21 protein-coding genes and 1 tRNA gene are annotated in these 21,301 nt (G+C 60.8%); 17 read left to right on the top strand and 5 right to left on the bottom strand.

Annotated features, from left to right (window positions below; translation table 11 throughout):
* The first annotated feature begins 14 nt into the window (after window positions 1–14).
* The 9 genes from BGE01nite_RS02620 to BGE01nite_RS02660 all read left to right on the top strand — a co-directional run bounded on the left by BGE01nite_RS02620 (window position 15) and on the right by BGE01nite_RS02660 (window position 8,314).
* The gene (locus tag BGE01nite_RS02620; RefSeq protein WP_170266541.1) at window positions 15–1,040 is read left to right on the top strand and encodes a type IV pilus twitching motility protein PilT; all 1,026 of its coding nucleotides are present in this window, start codon (window positions 15–17) and stop codon (window positions 1,038–1,040) included.
* The gene (locus BGE01nite_RS02625) at window positions 1,027–1,896 is read left to right on the top strand and encodes a hypothetical protein (protein WP_146848704.1); all 870 of its coding nucleotides are present in this window, start codon (window positions 1,027–1,029) and stop codon (window positions 1,894–1,896) included. Before BGE01nite_RS02620 ends, BGE01nite_RS02625 begins: the two co-directional genes overlap by 14 nt.
* A 19-nt stretch (window positions 1,897–1,915) precedes the next feature.
* Entirely contained in the window at window positions 1,916–2,467 is a 552-nt protein-coding gene (locus tag BGE01nite_RS02630; RefSeq protein WP_146848705.1) for a hypothetical protein, read from the top strand.
* A 39-nt stretch (window positions 2,468–2,506) separates the two neighbouring features.
* Window positions 2,507–3,088 carry a hypothetical protein gene (locus BGE01nite_RS02635; RefSeq protein WP_146848706.1) on the top strand — a complete coding sequence of 194 codons (582 nt, stop codon included), beginning with the start codon at window positions 2,507–2,509 and terminating at the stop codon, window positions 3,086–3,088.
* Window positions 3,089–3,097: 9 nt separating this feature from the next.
* The gene (locus BGE01nite_RS02640; RefSeq protein WP_146848707.1) at window positions 3,098–3,880 is read left to right on the top strand and encodes a hypothetical protein; all 783 of its coding nucleotides are present in this window, start codon (window positions 3,098–3,100) and stop codon (window positions 3,878–3,880) included.
* Window positions 3,877–4,878, top strand: a complete 1,002-nt coding sequence (locus BGE01nite_RS02645; RefSeq protein ID WP_146848708.1) for a hypothetical protein — start codon at window positions 3,877–3,879, stop codon at window positions 4,876–4,878. The genes BGE01nite_RS02640 and BGE01nite_RS02645 overlap by 4 nt, the downstream gene beginning before the upstream one ends.
* 32 nt (window positions 4,879–4,910) lie before the next feature.
* The gene (locus BGE01nite_RS02650) at window positions 4,911–6,515 is read left to right on the top strand and encodes a hypothetical protein (RefSeq protein ID WP_146848709.1); all 1,605 of its coding nucleotides are present in this window, start codon (window positions 4,911–4,913) and stop codon (window positions 6,513–6,515) included.
* A 137-nt stretch (window positions 6,516–6,652) separates the two neighbouring features.
* Window positions 6,653–7,063, top strand: a complete 411-nt coding sequence (locus tag BGE01nite_RS02655; protein ID WP_170266543.1) for a hypothetical protein — start codon at window positions 6,653–6,655, stop codon at window positions 7,061–7,063.
* Between the two features lie 21 nt (window positions 7,064–7,084).
* Window positions 7,085–8,314, top strand: coding sequence for a type II secretion system F family protein (locus tag BGE01nite_RS02660; protein WP_146848711.1), 1,230 nt, complete (start codon window positions 7,085–7,087; stop codon window positions 8,312–8,314).
* A 101-nt stretch (window positions 8,315–8,415) separates the two neighbouring features.
* Here BGE01nite_RS02660 and BGE01nite_RS02665 read toward each other — a convergent pair whose 3' ends face one another.
* From BGE01nite_RS02665 to BGE01nite_RS02675, 3 genes are all read right to left on the bottom strand, one after another.
* A complete protein-coding gene (locus tag BGE01nite_RS02665; protein WP_146848712.1) occupies window positions 8,416–8,655 on the bottom strand; it encodes a hypothetical protein in 240 nt (79 codons plus the stop codon).
* Between the two features lie 185 nt (window positions 8,656–8,840).
* Window positions 8,841–9,401, bottom strand: a complete 561-nt coding sequence (locus tag BGE01nite_RS02670) for a hypothetical protein (protein WP_146848713.1) — start codon at window positions 9,399–9,401, stop codon at window positions 8,841–8,843.
* A 45-nt stretch (window positions 9,402–9,446) separates the two neighbouring features.
* On the bottom strand, window positions 9,447–9,737 hold the full coding sequence (locus tag BGE01nite_RS02675) for a hypothetical protein (RefSeq protein WP_146848714.1): 291 nt from the start codon (window positions 9,735–9,737) through the stop codon (window positions 9,447–9,449).
* Between the two features lie 126 nt (window positions 9,738–9,863).
* Between BGE01nite_RS02675 and BGE01nite_RS02680 the strand changes: the two genes are divergently transcribed.
* The 3 genes from BGE01nite_RS02680 to BGE01nite_RS29680 all read left to right on the top strand — a co-directional run bounded on the left by BGE01nite_RS02680 (window position 9,864) and on the right by BGE01nite_RS29680 (window position 13,195).
* Window positions 9,864–10,604, top strand: coding sequence for a CAAX prenyl protease-related protein (locus BGE01nite_RS02680; RefSeq protein WP_170266544.1), 741 nt, complete (start codon window positions 9,864–9,866; stop codon window positions 10,602–10,604).
* Between the two features lie 84 nt (window positions 10,605–10,688).
* The gene (locus BGE01nite_RS02685) at window positions 10,689–12,560 is read left to right on the top strand and encodes a hypothetical protein (RefSeq protein WP_146848716.1); all 1,872 of its coding nucleotides are present in this window, start codon (window positions 10,689–10,691) and stop codon (window positions 12,558–12,560) included.
* Between the two features lie 221 nt (window positions 12,561–12,781).
* A complete protein-coding gene (locus BGE01nite_RS29680) occupies window positions 12,782–13,195 on the top strand; it encodes an RNA recognition motif domain-containing protein (RefSeq protein WP_146848717.1) in 414 nt (137 codons plus the stop codon).
* Between the two features lie 124 nt (window positions 13,196–13,319).
* Here the strand turns inward: BGE01nite_RS29680 and BGE01nite_RS02695 are convergent, their stop codons facing one another.
* Window positions 13,320–14,237 carry a DMT family transporter gene (locus BGE01nite_RS02695; RefSeq protein WP_146848718.1) on the bottom strand — a complete coding sequence of 306 codons (918 nt, stop codon included), beginning with the start codon at window positions 14,235–14,237 and terminating at the stop codon, window positions 13,320–13,322.
* A gap of 89 nt (window positions 14,238–14,326) precedes the next feature.
* On the opposite strand from BGE01nite_RS02695, the gene BGE01nite_RS02700 reads away from it, so the two are divergent.
* The 4 genes from BGE01nite_RS02700 to BGE01nite_RS02715 are packed head-to-tail and all read left to right on the top strand — an operon-like array spanning window position 14,327 to window position 19,005.
* Window positions 14,327–15,412 carry a sugar phosphate isomerase/epimerase family protein gene (locus tag BGE01nite_RS02700; protein ID WP_170266545.1) on the top strand — a complete coding sequence of 362 codons (1,086 nt, stop codon included), beginning with the start codon at window positions 14,327–14,329 and terminating at the stop codon, window positions 15,410–15,412.
* A 14-nt stretch (window positions 15,413–15,426) separates the two neighbouring features.
* Window positions 15,427–15,741: a hypothetical protein gene (locus BGE01nite_RS02705; RefSeq protein WP_146848720.1), complete on the top strand. Its 315-nt coding sequence runs from the start codon at window positions 15,427–15,429 to the stop codon at window positions 15,739–15,741.
* A complete protein-coding gene (locus tag BGE01nite_RS02710; RefSeq protein WP_146848721.1) occupies window positions 15,738–18,128 on the top strand; it encodes a ComEC/Rec2 family competence protein in 2,391 nt (796 codons plus the stop codon). Before BGE01nite_RS02705 ends, BGE01nite_RS02710 begins: the two co-directional genes overlap by 4 nt.
* Before the next feature lie 58 nt (window positions 18,129–18,186).
* On the top strand, window positions 18,187–19,005 hold the full coding sequence (locus BGE01nite_RS02715; protein ID WP_146848722.1) for a 3-keto-disaccharide hydrolase: 819 nt from the start codon (window positions 18,187–18,189) through the stop codon (window positions 19,003–19,005).
* A 141-nt stretch (window positions 19,006–19,146) separates the two neighbouring features.
* On the opposite strand, the gene BGE01nite_RS02720 is transcribed toward BGE01nite_RS02715, so the two are convergent.
* A tRNA-Val gene (locus BGE01nite_RS02720) sits at window positions 19,147–19,221 on the bottom strand.
* Window positions 19,222–19,441: 220 nt separating this feature from the next.
* Here BGE01nite_RS02720 and htpG point away from each other — a divergent pair.
* Window positions 19,442–21,283: a molecular chaperone HtpG gene (gene htpG / locus BGE01nite_RS02725; protein WP_146848723.1), complete on the top strand. Its 1,842-nt coding sequence runs from the start codon at window positions 19,442–19,444 to the stop codon at window positions 21,281–21,283.
* Window positions 21,284–21,301: the final 18 nt, after the last annotated feature.

The raw sequence follows: 21,301 nt of genomic DNA on the forward strand, positions 1-21,301 counted from the left end.
AGCTTGGATACCGGATGCTTCATCTCTCGAAGGATTCCGGTGTCAGTGACTTCTACATCACCCCCTGGGAGCCGCTGACCTACAAGCGGAATGGCAAGCTGTTCTTTGATTCCTTCATTTACCAGCCTGAGCGGCCGCTGGAGTTCACCGCAGGCTGCGTGGACTATGCGCTCGCCCTGGGAAACCGCCGCTATCGTGTGAACCGCATGGTCACGCGTGGCCGTCCGCGCTGGGTCATGCGTCTTCTTCCAGAGAGCATCCCTGACATCTGCAAGCTGATGGTGCCGCCTGCCGCCATCAAGGCCTTCCTGGAGGCGAAGAACGGCCTCTTCCTCGTCTGTGGTGCCACGGGTTCCGGCAAGTCCACCACCATTGCCTCCATGATTCTTGAGCGCGCCAAGCGCCGCCAGGAGCACGTGCTGACCTTCGAGGATCCCGTGGAGTTCGTTTATCCACCAGGCATCCCAAGCCTTGTCTCCCAGCGTGAGATCGGCACGGATGAGCTGGACTTCAGCAAGTCATTGCGCGCGGCTCTTCGTCAGGCTCCCGATGTCATCCTGGTCGGTGAGATCCGAGATGGCGAGACGGCTGAGATCGCCCTGCAGGCCGCTGAAACGGGTCACGTGGTGGTGGCCACGCTTCACACCAGCAGCGCCGCTCAAACGGTGCAGCGTTACCTGAAGCTCATCCCCAGCGACCGCATGGAAAACGCCACGCTTTCCTTTGCGGACAGCTTCCGCGGCATTCTCTGCCAGCGCCTCATGTTTGATGAGACCCGCGGCAAGCGCTTTCCTATTCATGAGCTGCTGCTGCCTTATGATTCTGTGTGCGGCATGATCCGCCGTGGCGAGTTCAAGAATCTCGACCAGGAGCTCGAGGCCGGATTCACCCGCGGCATGCTGAACTTCGAGCGCTGCCTGAACATGCGCATGGGAGACGGCTGGAAGCCCACCCAGCCGAAGAAGACCGGCTATGCCGAACATGAAGTTTACGACTACCTGCAACGCGAAAACCTGACCTCGATTTATGCTGTTGGATGAAATCAAATCTGTTCTGACCTTCGCGGCGTTCAAGCCCGAGCCGGATGACAGCAATGTCGCCTGGACGAAGCGTTATGAGGGCCGCAAGTCCCTCCTCATAAACGTCAGCCGTTCTCAGACAAGCTGGCGCTCCCTGAACAAAAAGGGGCGCTTTGACGAGAGCGGAGTGATGGAGGGCGAGTTTGCCGACATCGCGCCCCAGCGTGCCGACGAATGGCGCCAGCTGGCCGAAGGCGGCTGGTGCTCCGTCAGCGTCAACAACCGCTTCATCATCAGCCTGGAGAACAACATGATGCGCGGGGACAATGTCACCGATCTCCTGCGCACCAATCCCCGTGCGGTGCTCGGACCCAAGTATGACCGTGGCAAGCGTTATGCCATGTGTCATCATCCTGACACCACGGCCAGCATGCTGCTCGCCTGTGAGGAGAGCATGGTGAAGAGCACCGAGGACGTGCTCAAAAACATCGGCCTGCGCACCGGCCGTGTGTGCTGCGGACTCTTTGCCCTCATGGAGCACGCCGTCATGGAGCTCTATGTGAAGCAGCGGCTTTCGGCGCCGTCGAATTCCGCGCTTGTCGCCGCCTGTGAGGGATCCATCGCGGTGCTTGTGCAGCAGGACGGCCAGTGGAAGGAACTCCGCTGCCGCAGCGGCATGGGCCCGGATGCGGTGGAGACCTCCCTCCAGATCATCACACCGCTGGTGCAGAAGCTTCCCCAGGGCAGCCCGGTGCACTTCGTCAGTGACGGCCAGGACCTCAAGTTCCGCAGCGAGATCATGGCGCATCTCGAGAAAATCAGCGCCGTGGACATGACCCAGGAAGACCTCCTCTGGCGTGTGATCGGCATCCATTGACCTTCAACAGCGCACCCTCATGAGCGACTACATCTGCCACGATTTCAAAACACCGCGCAATGACACCTCAAAGCGCCTGCCGGACACGTTCAAGGCCGTACCGTTATTCTTTTATCTGACCCTGGCCGGCTCCGCCTACTTCATGACCATGGACTGGATGTCTTACAAGCGGGCGCAGGAGCTCAAGGTCGAGGCCGAGGCACGCAAGACCGAGCTTGATGACGCGGCGAAGAAGCTGATCGACGAGAAGTCCGTGCTCGACAACGAGACGGCGAAGGCCGGGCTCCTCGCCAAATGGATGGAGGGCGCGCGCAACGTGCAGCCCATCACCACGGCGATCGCACGTGCGATGCCTCCTGAGGTGCGCCTCTCCGATCTTAGCATCGAACGCAGCGAGCAGGTGCCCTCAAACCTCTCCCTCTCACTGCGCATCAATGGCGGCTCCGCCGCGGAGGTGGGCCTGATCGAGACCGGCCTGTCACGTCTTCAATACCGTTCCTTCTCTCCTCAGCAGAGCAAGAACGAGGAGGTCATCGAATACCGCTCCACGCTTGTCAGGCAGGAGCAGTGAGGTTGGACCCAGACTTTAGAATCAAACACCAGCGCTTCCATGAATCCCAAGCAACTTGCCTGTGTCGTTCTGATGATTTTCATCGGCATCGTCACCTACTGCGCGCAGACCGTGCACCAGAAAGTCACCGCCATGCGCAAAGAGGCCGCAGGCGCGGAAGATGCTGCCAATGCAGCGGACACCGCCCGCCAGACCGCCGAGATCCTGGTGACGAAGACCCGCGCGGAAACAGAGGAGCTACGCCGCTTCCTTGCTGCATGGCTGCCTTTCACCCAGCGCACACAGACTGAGCAGGATGTGGAAAACGCTTTCGACTTCAGCCTGCGTGAGCGTGGCATCTCCCTGGTGAACTCACGAAGCAGCAGCTCCAAGGCCAGCCGTGGTGACAAGTTCATGCCCAAGGTCATCCAGACCAAGCTGGTGATCGAGGATGAGTATGCCAAGGTCATGAACTGGTTTGGCGACATCGAAAAACGCCTGCCTCTGGCGAAAGTGACGGCTTGCAGCCTGACGGGAGGCAGCACCGTGCGCCAGATGCGGCTGGATGTGACCATCGAGACTCCCATCGTCGATGCCGGGGCCACCCTGGATGTCAAAGAAGACAAGAAAAAGAAATCCTGATCCACGCTCATGAAGCTCTTCAAACACCTAGCATGGATGCTGCTCGCGGCCGGAGTCGCCACGGCCCAGAATGCACCGCCTGAAGGCTCGGACGAGGCCAATGACCGTGTGCAGTACACGCTCATCCTTCCGGATGAGAAGAACCCTGAGGTCATCAAGGCAGACGAGAACAACCCCTTCGAGACTGTGATGGACAAGACGGTCAAGGAAGGAGACACCGAGGAAAACCGGGTGCGTGACATCCTCCTCTCCATGCCCGCCAAAGGCGGCGGCAATGGCATGAGCGGCATGCGTGTCATGCTGGGCAGCATGCGTCTGGAAGCCGGGCAGATGGTGCCTAACGTATTACCTGACCAGCAGGTGAAGCTGCAGGTGAAGTCCATCACACCGACGCAGATCGAGATGGTCTGGGTGGAAAAAAAGCCCACCGGCCTGCCGCCCAAGCCTTTCGTCATCAATGTGGATGTCTCTCCCCGCGTCCGTTACCGCATGCCTTCCGGTGCGGCGGATGGCGGCTCTGGCGGCATCGGCACCCTCCGCATGGAGGGGCGTTCAGCCTTCTCCCGCCGTGCTGATCCGGAAGACAAAGGAACGGCTGCTGTCTCATCTGCACCTGCCGAGCCGCCTCCCTTGAAAGCGCTGGCGGTCGAGGACGAAGCTCCGGCACAGGCCCGGCAGAAGGAGAAGGAAATCAAGGCCCAGTCCGCGTCCAGTCCAGCCCAGCCGTCCAATGTTCCTGAAGCCTCCGTGCTGAGGATGCTCTTTGGCAACCACGCCCAGAAACCCAGATGAGACATGCACGCGCCAGACTACGCCGGCAGGGCAGGGGCTTCACCGCAGTGGAGCTTGTGTCTGTGCTGGCCATGTCCGCGCTGATCCTGGGTTCCCTCATCGTTGGCTATGGCACCATCGTGCGCACACGGCCTGGCGTGTCCAGCCTGGTCACCGTTCCACTGGGGGCCACACGTGCCGCGGCCTTTGCCTATCCGGACCAGGATGGAACGACGCGCAACGTCGTCACGGCACCTCATTTCGGCATGGTGGCACAGGCAGAAGAGCTGCGTGAGCAGTTCAATGCGGACGTGATCAGTGCCACGGCTGTCTTCTGTCTGCCGCGTGACGGTGTCAGCACCTACAAGCCCTCGTCCATCCCGTACGACCCGCTGCTGCATGGAGAGCTGGACACCCCGCAGAAGTTTCGCGCCCATCTCGTGGCGATCGGTGTGATTCCGATGCCTTTCCGGGACTACCGCAATCCCCTGAACAGCAACGCCACGACGCCCTCCGAGAATGTGTCCATCTTCATCCTGGGTTACAGCAAGGTGGAGTTAAGGCTGAAGGTGCTGGCCCTCTATGAGATTGATGTCGTCCGCTTCACGGGCACCACCGACCCGCTGGGGTTTTATGCCAGTGTGAAAAGGTACAGTGATGATTCACGCGACGGCACCTATCCGCTCGCCTTCTCCGGCGGTTATGAGGTGTTTTACCCGCCCTCCATTCCCGCACCGGTGGCTGCACGTCCGCAGGATTGGGGCTCAGATGGCTTCACACCGCTTTTCATCACTTTTGAGCGCTCCACGCGCCTGGCCATTGCTGAAGGCACCACGACGGACCGGTTCAAGGTCGCTGCGGAGCGTCCCTTCTATTTCATCTGGTGGCCGGATCCTGCCGCGCGCCACCTCGGGCCTGTCACGAACACCCTGAACCCTGCGGACCCGCGCCAGGCCTACAACCAGATGGGCGGGCGCACCTCCTTCATGTTCACCGTGCCCATGTTTCCGGCGCTCTAACAAATAGTCCAACCAAGAGCTGATAGCCCTTCATGCACATCCCGCCTTCCAAATCCCGCAAGAGCCAGCTAGGCGCCCTCATGGTGGCCGCGCTGCTGCTCATGCTGGTGACGGGCATGTTCATGACCTCATGGGTTTCCTTGATCGGTGCCCGTGGCGTGCAGATCAGCTACATGGAGATCGCGGTGCAGCGCCGTCTCTCCCTGGAGAACTCGCGTCAGTTCGCCTGGCAGACCGCCATGGAAAAGGCCTTTGATCCAGGAAGCACGCTCTCCGCTGATACAAATGGTTTGTTAGGCGGTGCCTACGGTGGTGTGGGCAGTGATGATGGCTGGACGGCGCTGAACGTCTACGCCTCCACCCGGACGGCGGAGACCATGACCACGGTCTTCCCTTACAACTACGCGGGAATGAGGCCCATGACCTCCTACCTTAGCACGGAGAAGCTGGTGCGCCCAGCCACGCTGAGTGATGTGGATGACTTCAACAGTTATCTCTTCCTCAAGACCTATCCGCCCGTGCTCGCCGGCGATCTCTTCATCGCCTACCGCAAGCCAGCCCTCGCCGGGACTCAGATCGACATCAACACGACCACCGCGGATCATCATGCCTTCTGGGACGTGGAGGGCCGCACTGTCATCCGGGATCCGGAGTCGCACTTCTCACTCACCACCCCGAGCCCGATGCAACTGCCCTTCACCACGCGCAGCCTCTACATCCAGTCTCACGATGGCTACAATTCCCGGGCCATCTGCGGCTCCGCCTCCGGCCCAGGAAACTCCGTCGTCAAGCTGCTGCCTTCAAACCTTCCCGCTGTCCCGAGCACCACAGGACCGGTGTCCAGCACTCCTGCGGTGGATCGCTACATGGGCTATCTCAATGTGGTCAACAATCCCGACAATCCAGACAACTCACTGTGGCACTTCATGGACCGCGAGCGCACGGCCGGACGTTCGGACTACCGCACCGTGGACGTCTATGTGACAGGAGCCAGTCCCACGGGTGACTACTGGATGGAGGAGCAGCGGGACCCCACCTACAAGCCGCCCATGTGGCCGAGCGGTTATCCTGCCTCAGGTTTGCGCGTCCTCTTCATCAAGCTGGACTCCACCTTTCTGCCGAACATGCGCATCCATGGCGTGGTGCATCAGGTTGTCTTCAAAGGGCAGTCCTCCGCGGCCGACTTCGACGCGGCAGGTGCCCTGGCTCCCCGCATCTTCACCTTCCTGCCCATGGGAGACGGCGGACCTTCCGTGCGTGACATCCGTTTTGAAGGAGACAACAACCGCCGCATCGTCATCGGTGCGAAGCACTGGAATGCCGCGCCGCTGGACATCTCCTGGGTCGGCACTCCCGTCACCGGCGACTTCCGCTGGCGCACGGTTTTCATCAACGAATATCAGACCGTGGTCCTGAACATGCCATCCAGCATCACCCAGAACGTTCGCTGGCTGGGCGGAGTCATGACGAACTGGACCTTCAAGCGCCGTGCTGCCGGCGGCAGCAACCGCGGACGTCTCACCTTTGCCGCCGACGGCAGTCTCAGCACGCTGCCTGCCGCCGGGCCCCCGTTTGCCTCCGTCATCCCGCGTGATGCATGGCTCGAGTCCTATTTCTTCCCCGTACCGCCGCCATGAAGCCAAACCGTTTACAGTCGTTTACGGTCGTTGACCGTTGTTTACAATGGTTTGAAAACCGGATGGGAAAACCATCGTCAACATCGCGTAGCGGCCTCAACAACCGTCAACAACGATCAACTTCTGGTTATACCCTCATGGAGGTTCTCGCCTCCTCCGCGGTGGTCGCCGTTGGCATGACGGCCATGGCCTCGCTCAGCGGCACGCTCATGATCCAGGAGGAGCTGGGCTGGCGCGTCGCCGTGGTGCGCAACTACCAGGAGAACATGGCCCGTGTCTGGCAGCTCGGCATCGACCAGCGGCAGGTGATGAGCCTCATGCCCTCGCAGACGGACAACATCACGCTCAATCAAATCATCAACGGCACGCCCTTCATCGTCCAGACAGGCACCACCACCCCCGCCGGCCTCGGCACCATGCAGGTCGCCACGGTGACAGCCTCCGTGAACATCTCCCAGAACATCAAGGTCGAGACGCAGGGCGCGCCGCTCACCCTCAGCGTGTACCGCCCCAGCCTGCCCAACTCTCTCCGTCCCGTCGTCCCCTGAACCCCGGCCTCCTGACTCTGTATGATCAAAAAAGTCACCATCACCAACGTCAATACGGGGAACAAGGTCACCACCCTGGTGGCCACGGACACGCATGAGAAGGCGATCGTCGGATGTGGCATCTCGCCTAACGAAACAGCTGTCATCGAGGACGTCACGGGCGCCGATGAAAAGCTTCAGCTTCTCACCTCCCCCAAGCCGGGAACGGAGGACGCTGGCGCCTTCTTCTCAGGCGTCGCACGCTGTCTTGAGCGAAACATCAGCATGGTGAAGAGCCTCAAGCTGCAGGTGAACCGTGTGCGTTCCCCCCGTTACAAGGGCATGATCGCGGACGTCATCGCCTCCATCACCCAGGGGGAGAAGTTCAGTGACGCCATGGCCAAGTTCCCGGATCTTTTTTCGGAGGACATTCTGTCGCTGCTCTATGCGGGTGAGGAGGCCGGTCAGCTCGCCCGAGTGTGCAAACGTGTGGGCCTTTCCCAGAAGAAGTCCTCGAAGACTCTCAAGAAGCTCAAAGGTGCCATGATCTATCCTGGAGTCGTCATGGTGCTCGGCATCGCCGTGGTGATCGTCATGAGCTTCACGCTCGTGCCCGCGCTGGCCAAGCTCTTCAACAGCTTCGGCACCGAGCTGCCCTTTGCCACCAAGGCTCTCATCGCCCTGTCAGACCTTTTCCTGCACCGCCCTTACATGGTCGCCGTGCCGGTGGTCGGGCTCTACATGCTCTTCACGAACTTTAACAAGATCATGGCGCAGCGCTGGATGCAGGATCTCACTTTGAAGATCCCTGTGGTCGGTGCGCTCGTGCGCAAGGCTGCTTCCTCCACGAGCTTCCGCACGCTCTCCATGCTAACGGAGTCCAACATCCGTCTCACCAGCGCGCTGGAGATCACTTCCGCGGCCACCTGGCACTATCACTACAAGGAGTTCTTCAACCGGCTCCGTGACCACATCACGGTGGGTCGTAACCTGCATGAAGGCTTCCTGCTTGAGTCTCACTGGCTTGGGAGTGACGGACGCAATCTTTGCGGTCTCATCGAGCTGGCGAGCGAGACGGGTTCAGGCACGGAGATGCTCTCCGAGATCGCTGACGACTACGAGGAGGAGCTGGACAACATGGCCGCCTCGCTCGACAAGCTCATCGAGCCTCTCACCATGCTCATTCTGGGAGTCATCGTCGGCTTCCTCATCTACGCCATCTACGGCCCTATGTTCAGCCTCGGTGACGTGATCTTGAAGAAGAAAGGCTAACCAACGATCATCCAACACGAATCCGCCCGCGCCTCCTTCACGGAAGCGCGGGCGGTTTGCGTTGCAGATGTCTCTGCGAGCGAGGATCCCAGGCCGCTCTCTTATCGGCCTCTTCTCGAGGCCGTGCGTGGATTGCTGATGTTCCACTGCGTGACCTGGCCGGTGCGGCGGGCATCGGTTTCTGGAACACCGCTCCAGGCATGGCTGTCCACGGTATAGCGCCACTTCGTTCCGCTGGAGGAGGTGGCGGGGTAGCTGCCATAGGAGCCTGTACCTGCCAGGGCAGATCCTGTGACGGAGAGAGTCAGCAGGCCTGCCATCGTGATGAGTGTATGCTTCATGATTAGCTGTAGTGTTTGTTGAGTCGGGATCAGGACGGACGAGTCCTGGTCTGCGGCTGAGGTTCGTATGAACCGCCGCATCTGGTTGTAAGACTTTCCTAAATTTATCCCGGGCACCTCCTGACCCGGGAGTCAGGGCACTCCCAGTGTCCGATTGCTTTGCTGAACCATCTTCCCAACCTCAATCACCTCAGTTCCTTCGCCACCTTCCTCGCCTGGCTCTCCCACGTCTCAGTCCCAGCCGCCCCAAACGCCGTGACCATCTTCCAGGCTCCTGTGAATCCCGCTGGCACCGTTTCCTTGCTAAAGCACATGAGATAAAACTTCCGGTAAGCTCCTGGCACATTCCACAGCATCGTCACATGCTTGCCCAGCTCTGGTGCCTCCAGCAAACGTGACACGGCAAACTGCCCGCTCTCGGGCTCATGCACCGCCATCCAGTCCACGCGCTGGGTGATGTAAAACTTCCTCACGGTGTCCGTAGCATCCGTCAGCGGTCCGGCGATGATCTTGTCTGGCTGCGCATCAATTCCCGCCGCGTAGGCGGACACGCTGGGCTTCCACGCGTGCATGAAATGATACAGCATTTTCAGCGGCACCGCTTCCGCCGCATATACCGTGGACGTCTCATAGAGGCGGTCATCCTTGATCTCGATCACACACTCCAGGTCAAAGAGCTTGCGCACACGTGACTTCCGCTCCAGCCGGAACGTCTTCCCCTTCATCTCTGCCATCGGCGTCTCCACGCGTTCTCCATCCAGATAGAAGGCCAGCGACAGCAGCTCCTCTGGTTAATTCTCCAGATGCCCCGTGCCGATGAACCCGATATCCGGAAACGAAAACACTGTCCCATAAGCACTGCTCTCCGTCGTCATCGCCTTCCCGCGAAAATCAAGCCTCCCCGGTGTCCACTGCGAGGCCTGCCTCAGCAGCATCCCCACCTCCCCGCAGTTCACCGTGATCCTCGGCAGCTCCGGCCCCATGTTCGGCTTGAAGCCAGGCGGTGCCGCTGCCAACCGTAACGAAAAGGCTAACAAAAAGAATGACAAAGTGGGCAAAAAGGCCCGGGTCGGGAAGATCATGCCTGATGACAAACGGCCGTCCTCACCGGGCTCTTTATGGAAAGCGGACGGCTCATGAGATTGATTTTGCGCTCGCCTCATCGGGAAGCTTCAAATAAGGACTGCACAGATCCTGTCTCCCTCCCCATGCCTCGCCTCCGTGACTCTGACACCGCCGCTCATGTGGCGCCGTTGTTCGTGTTCATGGTCTTCCTCACGGTGCCGGGCTGGTTCCGGATCGACAATCCCGAGCTGCCTTGGTTTCAAAAGGCTCCGGAGCATTGGGTCTATCCTTTGCAGACTCTCCTCTGTGGTGTGCTGCTGCTCTGGTTTCGCCGGCACTATGTGCTCAAGCCCTGGCGTGGACTCGGTCTTGCCGTGCTCCTGGCGGTTGTCGGCATCGCTGCGTGGATCTTTCCCGCCTGGCTCTATGAAAGGCTTGTCGCGGGTGAAGGCGCTCCCGAATGGTGGTCATGGTTCGGGCTGGTGGAGCGGAAGGAAGGCTTCGATCCCACGGTCCTCTCGCCCTGGCCTGCATGGGAGAATGCGGCCATCGTCATGCGCTTCGTCCGCATGGTCATCGTGGTGCCCTTGGTGGAAGAGCTGTTCTGGCGCGGCTTCCTGATGCGCTACCTGAATGCCGGAGATGCCTCATGGCGCAGTGTTCCCTTTGGCACGCACTCCTGGCGCGCTTTTGGCATCGTCACCGTGCTGGTCATGGTGGCGCACAATCCGGAGGACTATCTCGTTGCCCTCATCTGGGGCTCGCTGGTCTACTGGCTGGCCGTGCGCACCCGCAGCCTGGGCGCCTGTGTGATCATGCATGCCCTGGGAAACCTCCTGCTCGGCCTCTATGCGCTGCGCACACAGCAATGGGGTTTTTGGTGAGAGGGCAGGGGACGGCCATCCCGCTTCATCCCTTCAAAAAGCTCTCGCATCGGCGGTCCCTTCGCCCACAATGAGAGCCAGACCATGTCCGCCTCCACTGATGCCAGCTTTGCACCCGTCGCCCGGCAGGTGGCGCGTCGTGTGGCGCTGAGACGCGGCCTTGGCTGGCTGGGGGAGTCACTGTGGTGGACGGTCGGTGCGGTGGCCCTGTGCGCCTTGCTGGCTGTCCTCACGGGGCGGAGTCTCTTCGTCTTCGCCACCTGGACCCTGGTCATCGGCTGGATCGCCTTCGCCGCTTTCCGGGCCTTTGTGCGCACTCCGGGTCTCTACAGCGTGCTTTCGCTTTGGGATCAAAAAACGGGCCGCCGCGAGGCCTTCGCCTCCGCGTGGTGGTTTGAGCAGCAGAGCGAGCTCACGGAAGCTCAGCGCGCGCACATCGCCGCCCAGCGGGCTCTTTTGCCCGAGGCTCAGAAGAGCCTCGCCGCCGATCTCCCGCTCCAGCCTCACCGCTGGCTCTGGCTGCCGATCGCGCTGGCGGTCTCAGCGCTCTTCGTCAGCGCCATCGTGCATCCCGCGCCGCAGACTCTGACGCTGGATGAAAAGATGGAGGAGAAGGCCAAGCAAGAAGCGCAGAAACTCGCGGACACGGACTGGCAGAAGAAAAAGCTCGAAGGACTCACCGCCGAAGAGCAGGCCGCCCTGGAGAAGCTGAAGGAAAGCCTGAAGCAGACTGCCGAGGACCTGGAGAAGGCCGGGGGCAAGGATGCGCGTGATGTCATGTCTGACCTTGAGAAGCGTGCCCGTGAAGCCGAGAAGCTCGCGGAACGTCTCGCCGCTGACAAGGACATGTGGGCCTCGGACAAGCTGATCCAGTCTCTTCGCGAGCATGCGGACACCGCCGACCTTGGCGATGCCGTGGCCGCGAAGAATGCCACGCAGGCTGCGAAGTCCGCCGAGGCTCTCTCCGAGCAGCTCAAGTCTCCGCAGCTAACCAATGATGCTCGCGAGCGTGTGAACGAGACTTTGAAGGACAGCGAGAAGAGCGCCGAGAAGGAGGACCGCACGCGCACCGTGGGCCAGCACGTGCTGGCCGCCGCTTCCGAGATGCAGAAAACGAAGCCGGTCGAAGCCGGTGCTGAATTCCAGAAGCTCGCCGAAAAGATGCGTGACCAGGCACGGCGTGAGCAGGCGCAGAAAGAGCTGGAGAAGCTGGCCCAGCAACTGCGTGATGCTGGCAGCAACATCACCGGCCAGAACGAGGCCGGCTCCATGCAGCAGATGGCGGCCGCCGGCCAGCAGGGCCCGCAAGGGCAACAACAGCAGCAGCAAGGCCAGACCCCGCAGGTGGGGCAGTCCCAGGCTCAGCAGCAAGGCCAGCAGCAGCAGCAACTCCAGCCTCCCGGCATGGGCCAGATGAGCCAGCAGCAGCAAAGCATGATGCAGCAGAACCCTGTGCCCGGCAACGGCAAAGGCCAGCAACAGCAGATGATGCTCTCCCAGCAGCCTCCCGGTCAGCAGGGCCAGCAGCCCAAAGAGGGCCAGCCCATGCTCTTTGCCCCCATCCCTGGCCAGAAGCCCGGTGATAAGCCGGAGTCCTTTATGCTCGGCCCGCCCGGCCAGAATCCAGGCGACGGCCCGCCGATGGCGATCACCATGCCCGGTGGCAAGGAAGCTGGCGTGGGCACGGCCGAGCTGAATGCCGATGCCACGGCCCAACAAAAAGCAGGAAATCAATCCGTCGTCGCCGCGCAGCAGAACAACGATGGAGCCTCCAGCGTGCGCAGTGTCGAGGGCGGCGCGCGCAAAGAAGGCGCCTCCCGCAGTGCCTCAGAGATCGCCACTGAAGCCATTTCCGCCGAGGAGGAGGCGCTGGATGAAGCCGCTCTCCCGCCTTCACGCCGTGAGCAGGTCCGCCGCTATTTCACCGAGCTGCGGAAGCGCTTTGAGAAGCCTTGAGATCGTTCTTACAAGCCTCCGAAACCGCCTGACGAAATGTAAATGAGGGTTTGCTAAGTACCTCAAACGAGACGACTGGCTGCGCCGAAGTCAACCTGGTTCAGGCAAGACCAAGCTGTTCATCAGGTGATTCTCCGGGATTTCGTGGTGTTCTTAAATCCGCATCGGAGCTTGGGATTCCCCACTGCCAGGTTGGCGTTAACCCAAGCTAGATACTAGATATGAATACCAAGATGTACGTGGGCAACCTGCCCTTTAGCGCCATGGAGTCTGACATCCGTGAGCTCTTCTCCCAATACGGCACCGTGACGGATGTTTTCCTTCCGATCGACCGTGTGACCGGCCGCCCTCGTGGCTTCGCCTTCGTGACCATGGACACTCCGACCGCCATGGAAGAGGCCATCAAGGGCCTGAATGAAAAAGACTTCATGGGTCGCCCTCTGGCCATCAATGAAGCTCGTCCGAAAGAAGATCGTCCTGCTTATAGCGGTGGCGGTGGCGGCGGCGGCGGTGGTCGCGGCGGCTACGGTGGTGGCGGCGGCGGCGGTGGCCGTGGTGGCTACGGCGGCGGCGGTGGTGGCGGCGGCGGCGGTGGCCGTGGTGGCTACGGCGGTGGCCGTGAGGATCGCTATTGATCCGACTCCGGGATTCTTCATCCCATTCCTTCAGAAGCACGACCCTGCCGGGTCGTGCTTTTTTGTTGGTCTGCATGGCTCGCTGACCTTTTCGGTCCCTGCCGTGCCTGGTGTTTATGTCCGATCAGCCCTTCGGGGCATTACCAGCACCCTTTGCTTTTCCCGACGCCACGACCCCGTGGCAGCCTGCGAGGATCAGCGCCGCGCCGAGGCTCTGCATCAGGGTGAAGGTCTCCGCGAAGAGCAGGCACCCACCTGCTGTGATCAGCAGTGGCAGCAGCATTTGAAACGCGCCCCCGACACTCACCGGCAAATAGCGGAAACCTTCCGTCATGCCCAGTTGCCCGCATGAAGCTGCCAGGGCTGCGAAGGTGAGCAATGCCACATCTGTGAGTCCAGGCCACGGGTGCATCACACAAAAGGGCAGCGCCAGAAGGCCGGCATACAGGCACTGGCTGGCGAAGATGGTGCCGCTGGTCTCGGTGCGCGTGAGCTGCCGGATGACCACCACCACACAAGCCGCCACCAGCGCACCGCCGATGGCGATCATCTCATGCATGCCGAGATGAGCCGCGTGACCTTTTTCGATCTCGGTGATGAGCGCGATGCCTGCGATCGCCAGCAGCAGGCCGATGATTTTGCGCATGGTCAGCACCTCTCCGAGCAGCGGCACTGCCATGAGAGCCGCCCAGATGGACCAGGTGTTGCCAATCAGCGTGGCCTTGCCTGCGCCGAGCACGGGCAGCGTGGTGTAATAAGCCGCTGTGCCGATGGCGCCCAGCACACCGCGTGAGACGAGCAAACGTCCTGTGGCCGCGCGCTTGAAACTCACCTTGCCTCCCGGGCCGTAGATCACTGCCACGACGATCATCCCTATCGACGCGCGAAAGAACAGCGCCCACCAGGGGCTCACCCCTCGCGTGCTGCCCAGATGCTTCACCAGGAGCGCCATGGCTGTGAACCCCACCAGGGAGATCAGCATCCACGACGAACCACGACGAAAGTCATAGCCATCAGGATCGACGGATGCGGGGTTGGACACGCCCTTGTTTGGCGCGATGTCCGTATGAATGCAAGAAGCGGCGTGGTTCCTGCATTGACGATGCCTCCAAAACAGAAAAGATTCCTGATATGACACGCCGTCATCTGCTCACCTCCGCCACGGCCTTGCTGGCTGTGCCAGAGAGTGTGCGTGCGGCGCTGGCGGGGCGGCGCCTGGGCATGGTCATCCACTCCTTTGCGCATCGTTGGCGCTCAAAGCACTCCAGTGTGAAGTTCCGCCCCTTTCTGGATGTGCTGGACGTGATGGACTACCTCAAGGACCTGGGCTCCAGCAGCCTGCAGATCGGTGTGGATGGCCTGACGCTCGACATGGCGCACGAGGCCCGCGCCACCAGCGAATCCTATGACATGCGGCTGGAGGGCATCGTGAGCCTGCCTCGCAGTGAAGGCGATGTCGACCGCTTCACCCGCGACCTGCGCCTGGGGAAGGAAGCCGGCATGTCCATCTTTCGTGTCGCCGCAGGAGGCCGGCGCTATGAGATCTTCAACAGCCGCGTTGCCTTTGAGACGTGGCTCACCACCACGCGCAAAGCATTGGAACTGGCGGAGTCCGCCGCCCGACGTCAGGACGTGCGTCTCGCGCTGGAGAATCACAAGGACTTCGAGCTCCATGAGCAGGTCGCCACGCTGCGCAGCATCTCCAGCCCGCATCTCGGTGTCTGCCTTGATACGGGGAATAGTCTCGCGCTGCTAGAGGACCCGATGGAGGTGGTGCGCCAGCTCGCGCCGTATACTTTGACGCTGCATTTCAAGGACATCGCCGTCTGTCCTTGCGATGATGGTTTTTACATGGCTGAAGTTCCCTTGGGCAAAGGCATGCTGAACCTGCCCGAGATCATTTCCACGGTCTCGCGCGAGTCTCCGCGCGCCACGTTTCATCTGGAGATGATCACGCGTGATCCTCTGCGCATTCCCTGCCTTACCGAGGGGTACTGGACTAGCTTTCCGGAGAAGCCCGGGCTGCAGCTCTCCCGCACGCTGAACCTTGTGAAGACTCGTGCCGCCGCTGCTGCGCTGCCGAAGCTCACAGACCTCCCTCCGGAAGCTATCGCCGCGCGTGAAGAGCAAAACATCTTTGACTGTCTGGCCCACGCCTCGAATGCGCTCGGCTTTAGCCAGCTCATCACCAAGGCCACCAAAGAGGGTGAAAAGTAACTCCCTGATCTGTCATGAAAGCTCGACGACTGATCCGCGCGGCTCTCTACCTTCTGATCGCCTGGGGGGCGTGGAGACTGTGGGGGACCGTGGAAGATGACCCCATCCTCGCCCTTCTCTACTTCATAACCCTCGGGGCCATCGTGGGCCTTTGGGTGGTGAAGGTTGTCCTCCCCTGGATCGTCGAGGCCTTCGCCACCTCCATCTTTATGTCAGGGGGGAATGTCACCCCTGAATCCGAGGATGTGCCGAAGCCGGAGGAGCAGGGCGGGGAAGGTGAGGTGAAGGAAGAAGCCCAGGCCGATCGCCAAGATAAAGATCCTTCATGACCGAGCTGCCGCCAGATCAAGCACCACCTCCAAGCTGGCCTCATAGGCTGCGACGATGGTTCATCGATCAGTTTCGGCATCGGCCTTTGATGACCATTGGTCTCGTGGCGGTGCCTGCGGTGATGCTCACAGATCACTATGGCTATGTTCCCGGGATCTTCGGTTACGTCATGCTCATCGCAGCTTTCCTGCTGGCTCTGCGCCTGCGGCAGTGGTGGAGATGGCTGCCCTTCAGCGCCGTGCTCTTTGTCTGCATCCATGGCTGGCGGCTTGCGGATACCTATCAGCATCCTTTGCGCGAGCATCTGCTCTCACTGCCTGACCGGCCGCAGTTCGTGCATGTCACCGGCAGGCTCTATCCCTGGACGGAAGGTGCCGAGCTTGATGATGCCACGGCGATTGGTGATCTGACCGAGGTGCGGATGGGTAACGAAAAGCATTTCAAGAAGGCGCGCGTCAAGGTCTCGCTGCCTGAGGGCTTTCGGCTGGAGAAGCCGGGGATCTATGAGATCACGGGGCAGATCTCCCTGCCGAGGCCGCCGATGAACCCTGGGCAGTATGATCCAGTGGAGTTCAGCCTGCGCAATGGCTGGGTGGCCTCGGTGAAGGCAGAGCAGATCCTGCTGAAGCAGGAAGAGAAGTGGGCGCCGTCTTTTCATCTGCTGTTTGGTGCTGAATACTGCCGTCAGTGGATCATGCGGGCCTTGTCTCTTGGCATTGAGGATCGCCCGCAAGACACGGCTGTTCTGCTCGCCATGGCTCTGGGAGCTTCGGATGCGGCCGGCGATGACATCGAGGATGCTTTTCGTGACAGCGGCACGCTGCACATCTTCGCGGTGAGTGGACTGCATGTGGTCATGCTCGCTGCGGTGCTGGGCATGGGGCTGCGTTGGCTCGGTGTGGGGCAGTCACGCATGACGGTGATCATCATCCTGGTGGTGTTTGCCTATGCCTACATCACTGGCTGGCGGCCCTCGGCGGCACGCGCGGCTTTCATGATCGCCATCGTGCTGGGGGCGGTGCGCTGGAATCAGCGGGCAGATGTGCACAACAGTCTCGGGCTGGCTCTCCTGGTGCTGCTGGTCTGGGATTCTAACCAATTATTTATGCCAGGGTTCCAGCTCAGCTTCGCGGTGCTCTGGGCCATTGCGCTCATGGCCACGCCGATGATTGACCGCCTGCGCCCCTGGACAGAGCTAGATCCCTTTTATCCGCCTTCACTGGCCTCGTGGTATCATTGGGGCGGACGCTGGCTGCGGCAGCAGTCAGCCGGTCTTGCTTGCACTTCACTGGCCGCGTGGATCGGCAGTTTTCCTTTCACAATCGGTCACTTCCGGACCATCACGTTTGTGGGGCTGGTGGCGAATCTTATCCTGGTTCCGGTTTCCGGCATCAGCATCGGCCTTTCATGTGCGAGTCTGGTTTTTGCTTTCCTGGGCTTCAGCACGCTGCAGATCTTCATCAATAAAATCAATGCCTGGCTCGCCACCTTCATGGTCTTCAGCGCCAGCTGGTTCGCGGGGCTTCCGGGCGCCAATATGGTGCTCGACCTGCGCTTTGAAAAGACGCCGCCGCCGATGGAGATGCAGGTCTTCCACATGCAGGGTGGTGGTTCTTCCGGTTACTTGCGCGCTCATGACAAGGATTGGCTCATTGACACGGGCAATGTCCGGCCCTGGCGCCGGGTCGTGCGGCCGTTCATGAGGCATCAGGGGATCAATCAGCTCGAGGGGGTGGTGCTCACGCATCGTGATGTGGCTCATGTCGGTGCAGCCCCGCTGGCTTTGGACACGGGCGTGCCTCGCCTGATCACGAGCATTCATGAACCCTGGACGCTGGATCCTGGCCTAACATTGTTTGATCAACTCGGGCAGAGGACGCGGATGGATGGCCCGGTCTGGCATCGCCACAAGATGGGGGATGTCATCCCGATCGAGAATGATTCCTCCATCCAGGTGCTTTATCCTGGCACTGCGGATCTCTATGACACGGCAGATAATCGCTGCCTGGTGCTCATGATTCGGCTGGGCCCCACCCGTGTGCTCTGGCTGGGTGATGCGGGTTTCATCACGGAGAAGCGATTGCTGGAGCGGGGTCACGACCTGCGCTGTGACATCCTGGTGCATGGCTGCCACTCCACGGATCCTGGTGGTTTGACGGAGCTCATGCTGGCCGCCCAGCCCCGTGTCATCATCAGTGAGAGCGACTCGCGCTTCGCGGAGGTCAAGACTCCACTCCGCTTTGACGCCTACTGCCTGAAGCAGGAGATCCCGCATCTGCGGCTCGAAGTCACCGGTGGCATCCATGTCGGCATCTCCCCGGACGGAGCCACTTTGAAGGCGCACCGGAGCGGCACGACCTACTTTCTGCCGGCGGAGATCCGCTGAGCCTTGCAGACAACGCTTGAAAACAAGCCGCACCCCGGCTCGTTTGCGCTCTTCCCTCATGAAAACAACCACCAAGCTCCTCCTCGCTCTCGCGCTGACCAGCACCGCCGGTTTCGCCGCGGACGACAAGCCCTCCCCGATCGGCTACTCCGACACCCCCATCATCCCTGGCACGCAGTGGAAGGTGCATGACATCGACCGCCCACGCCCTGAGGCCGTGAAGCCTGGCGACAAGCTTGGCGATGCCCCGGCGGATGCCATCGTGCTTTTCAACGGCACCAGCACAGATGCCTTCCAGTCCAAGAAGAAGGACGAAAAGGGCAAGGCCACCAATGAGTGGGCTCCCTGCTCCTGGACCATCGACAACGGCGAACTCGTGATCCAGGGCGGCGACGTCTGGACCAAGCAGGAATTCGCCAGCTGCCAGTTCCACATCGAGTGGAAGAGCGAGCCTCACACCAAGGGCAACTCCCAGAAGAAGGGCAACAGCGGCACCTTCTTCATGGACCGCTATGAGTGCCAGATGATGGACAACGACAACAACCCCACCTATGCCGACGGCATGACCGGCTGCATCTACGGCCAGACCCCTCCACTGGTGAATGCCGTGCGCAAGTCCGGCGAATGGCAGGCCTATGACATCATCTTCACCGCCCCCAAGCTGGAAGGCGACAAGGTGATCGAACCCGCCTACGTGACCACCTTCGTCAACGGCGTCTGCGTGCAGGTCCACACCAAGATCATGGGCCCTACCAAGCACAAGAACGTCACCGACTACAACGGCAGCTTCCCCGCCAAGGCCCCGATCCGCATCCAGGACCACGGCAACGAGCCCCCGGTGCGCCTGCGCAACATCTGGATCCGCCCGCTGCCTTGATGGGTTAGGAAGCAATGATTTAACCGCAGATAGCGCAGAGGCCGCAGATTACTCTGTCTCACCTTTCTGTAGAAGCCTCGCCCCACTCCGGGCGGGGCTTTTTTCTTGGTAGGCTGCCTTCGTCGTGGCAACTGCAATGGATGGTACACGGAGAGGGATTCGAACCCCCGACCAACTCGGTGTAAGCGAGCCGCTCTACCACTGAGCTATCCGTGCCTCTAGGTGGGTGAAAAGCTATCTGCCACGATTTGGCGGTCTGTCAAAGGAGTCTGCTGGGTTAGGACACTCTCAGATCGTGATGCTTCTGGAAACTTGTAAACGGTGAATGGGGGGCTGGAATCCGATGGCAAGGGCCAGTGCAGGAGACCTTGACCCTAGCCCGCATCCATCTACCATCGCGGCCCGTTTTCCTTTCCCACACCCTATTGATACCCCTATGAGCACACCCACCACCCACGAGTTCCAGGCTGAGGTGAAGCAGGTCTTGGACATTGTGATCCACAGCCTCTACACGGACCGCGAGATCTTCATCCGCGAGCTGGTTTCCAATGCGGCGGATGCGCTGGAGAAGATGCGCCTCACGCAGCTCACGGAGAACGACGTTTTCCAGTCCGAGGCTCCGCTGGAGATCACGATCACGACGGATGAGGCGGCCGGCACCATCACCATCGCGGATGCGGGCATCGGCATGACACGCGCGGAGCTGGTGGAGAACCTCGGCACCATCGCGCATTCGGGATCGAAGGCTTTTGCGGCGGCGCTGAAGAATGCCGGGAAGGGTGGCGATGCCTCGCTCATCGGCCAGTTTGGCGTGGGCTTCTACTCGGCCTTCATGGTGGCGGATGAGGTGAAGGTTTACACGCACTCCTGGCGCAACGATGGCGAGCATCTCTGCTGGACCAGCACGGGCGCCGGCACCTACACGATCGATGAAGCGCCGGACCAGGCTCGCGGCTGCAAGATTGTGATCACGCTGAAGGAAGATGCGAAGGAGTTCGCGAACGCATCCACGGTTAGGCGTGTGCTGAGCAAGTACTCGAACTTCGTGGGTTTCCCGATCCAGCTCGATGGCGAGCGTGTGAACACGGTGGAGGCCATCTGGCTGAAGAGCAAGGACAGCGTGACCGAGGAGGAGTATGAGGCCTTCTACAAGTTCGCCGCGCATGCCTTTGACAAGCCGAGCTACCGTCTGCACTTCCAGGCCGATGCGCCGCTGGTGATCAATGCGCTGCTTTTCCTCCCCGAGCAAAATATGGAACTGTTTGGCATGGGCCAGATGGAACCCGGCGTGGGCCTTTACTGCAAGAAGGTGTTGATCGACCCGCATCCGCCGAAGCTTCTGCCAGACTGGATGCGCTTTGTGAAAGGTGTGATCGACAGCGAGGACCTGCCGCTGAACATCTCCCGCGAGTCCATGCAGGACAGCGCGCTGGTGCGCAAGCTGGGCGAGGTGGTGAGCAAGCGTCTGATCAAGTTCCTCGATAAAGAGGCGCAGGATGATCCGAAGAAGTTCCAGGAGTTTTACGCGAAGTTCAGCCGCTTCTTCAAGGAAGGCGTGGCCACGGATCATGCGAACCGCGATGCCATCGCGAAGCTGCTGCGCTTTGAATCCAGCCTCACCGAGAAGGGCGAGGTCGTGGGTCTGGGCGACTACGTGAAGCGCATGAAGGAAGATCAGACGGCCATCTACTACCAGGTAGCACCGAGCCGCAGTTCCATCGAAGGCGGCCCGTATCTCGAAGCCTTCAAATCCAAGGGTTATGAAGTGCTCTTCCTCTACGAGACCATCGACGAGTATGTGATCTCCAGCCTGCCTGAGTTTGATGGCAAGAAGCTGCAGGCCGTGAACAGCCCGGATGTGGATCTTGGCGACATGGCGCATGAAGGCGAGTCCCTCAGCGAGGATGCGACGAGCGCTCTTGCCGGCTGGCTGAAGGAAGCTCTGGCCGAAGGCGTGGAAGAAGTCCGCGCTGGCAAGCGCCTCGTCAGTGCCCCTGCGCTGGCCATCACGCCGGAAGGTGAGATGAACCCGCAGATGCGCCAGATGATGAAGGCCATGAAGCCAGATGAAGTCACCGCGCCGAAGATCATTCTCGAGATCAATCCTCGCCATGACCTTGTGAAGAAGGTCAACGGCCTCCGTGAGAACGACAGTGATCTCGCGAAGCTCCTCAGCGAGCAGATCCTGGACAATGCTCTGCTCAGCGCTGGCCTGCTGGATGATCCTCAGCGTGTGGTCGCCCGCACGGAGAAGATCATGGCGCGTGTGATGGCGTGATGTCGTCCACGAGTCTTC

It is taken from the genome of Prosthecobacter gellanilyticus (assembly GCF_007992435.1).
Lineage (GTDB): Bacteria > Verrucomicrobiota > Verrucomicrobiia > Verrucomicrobiales > Verrucomicrobiaceae > Prosthecobacter > Prosthecobacter gellanilyticus.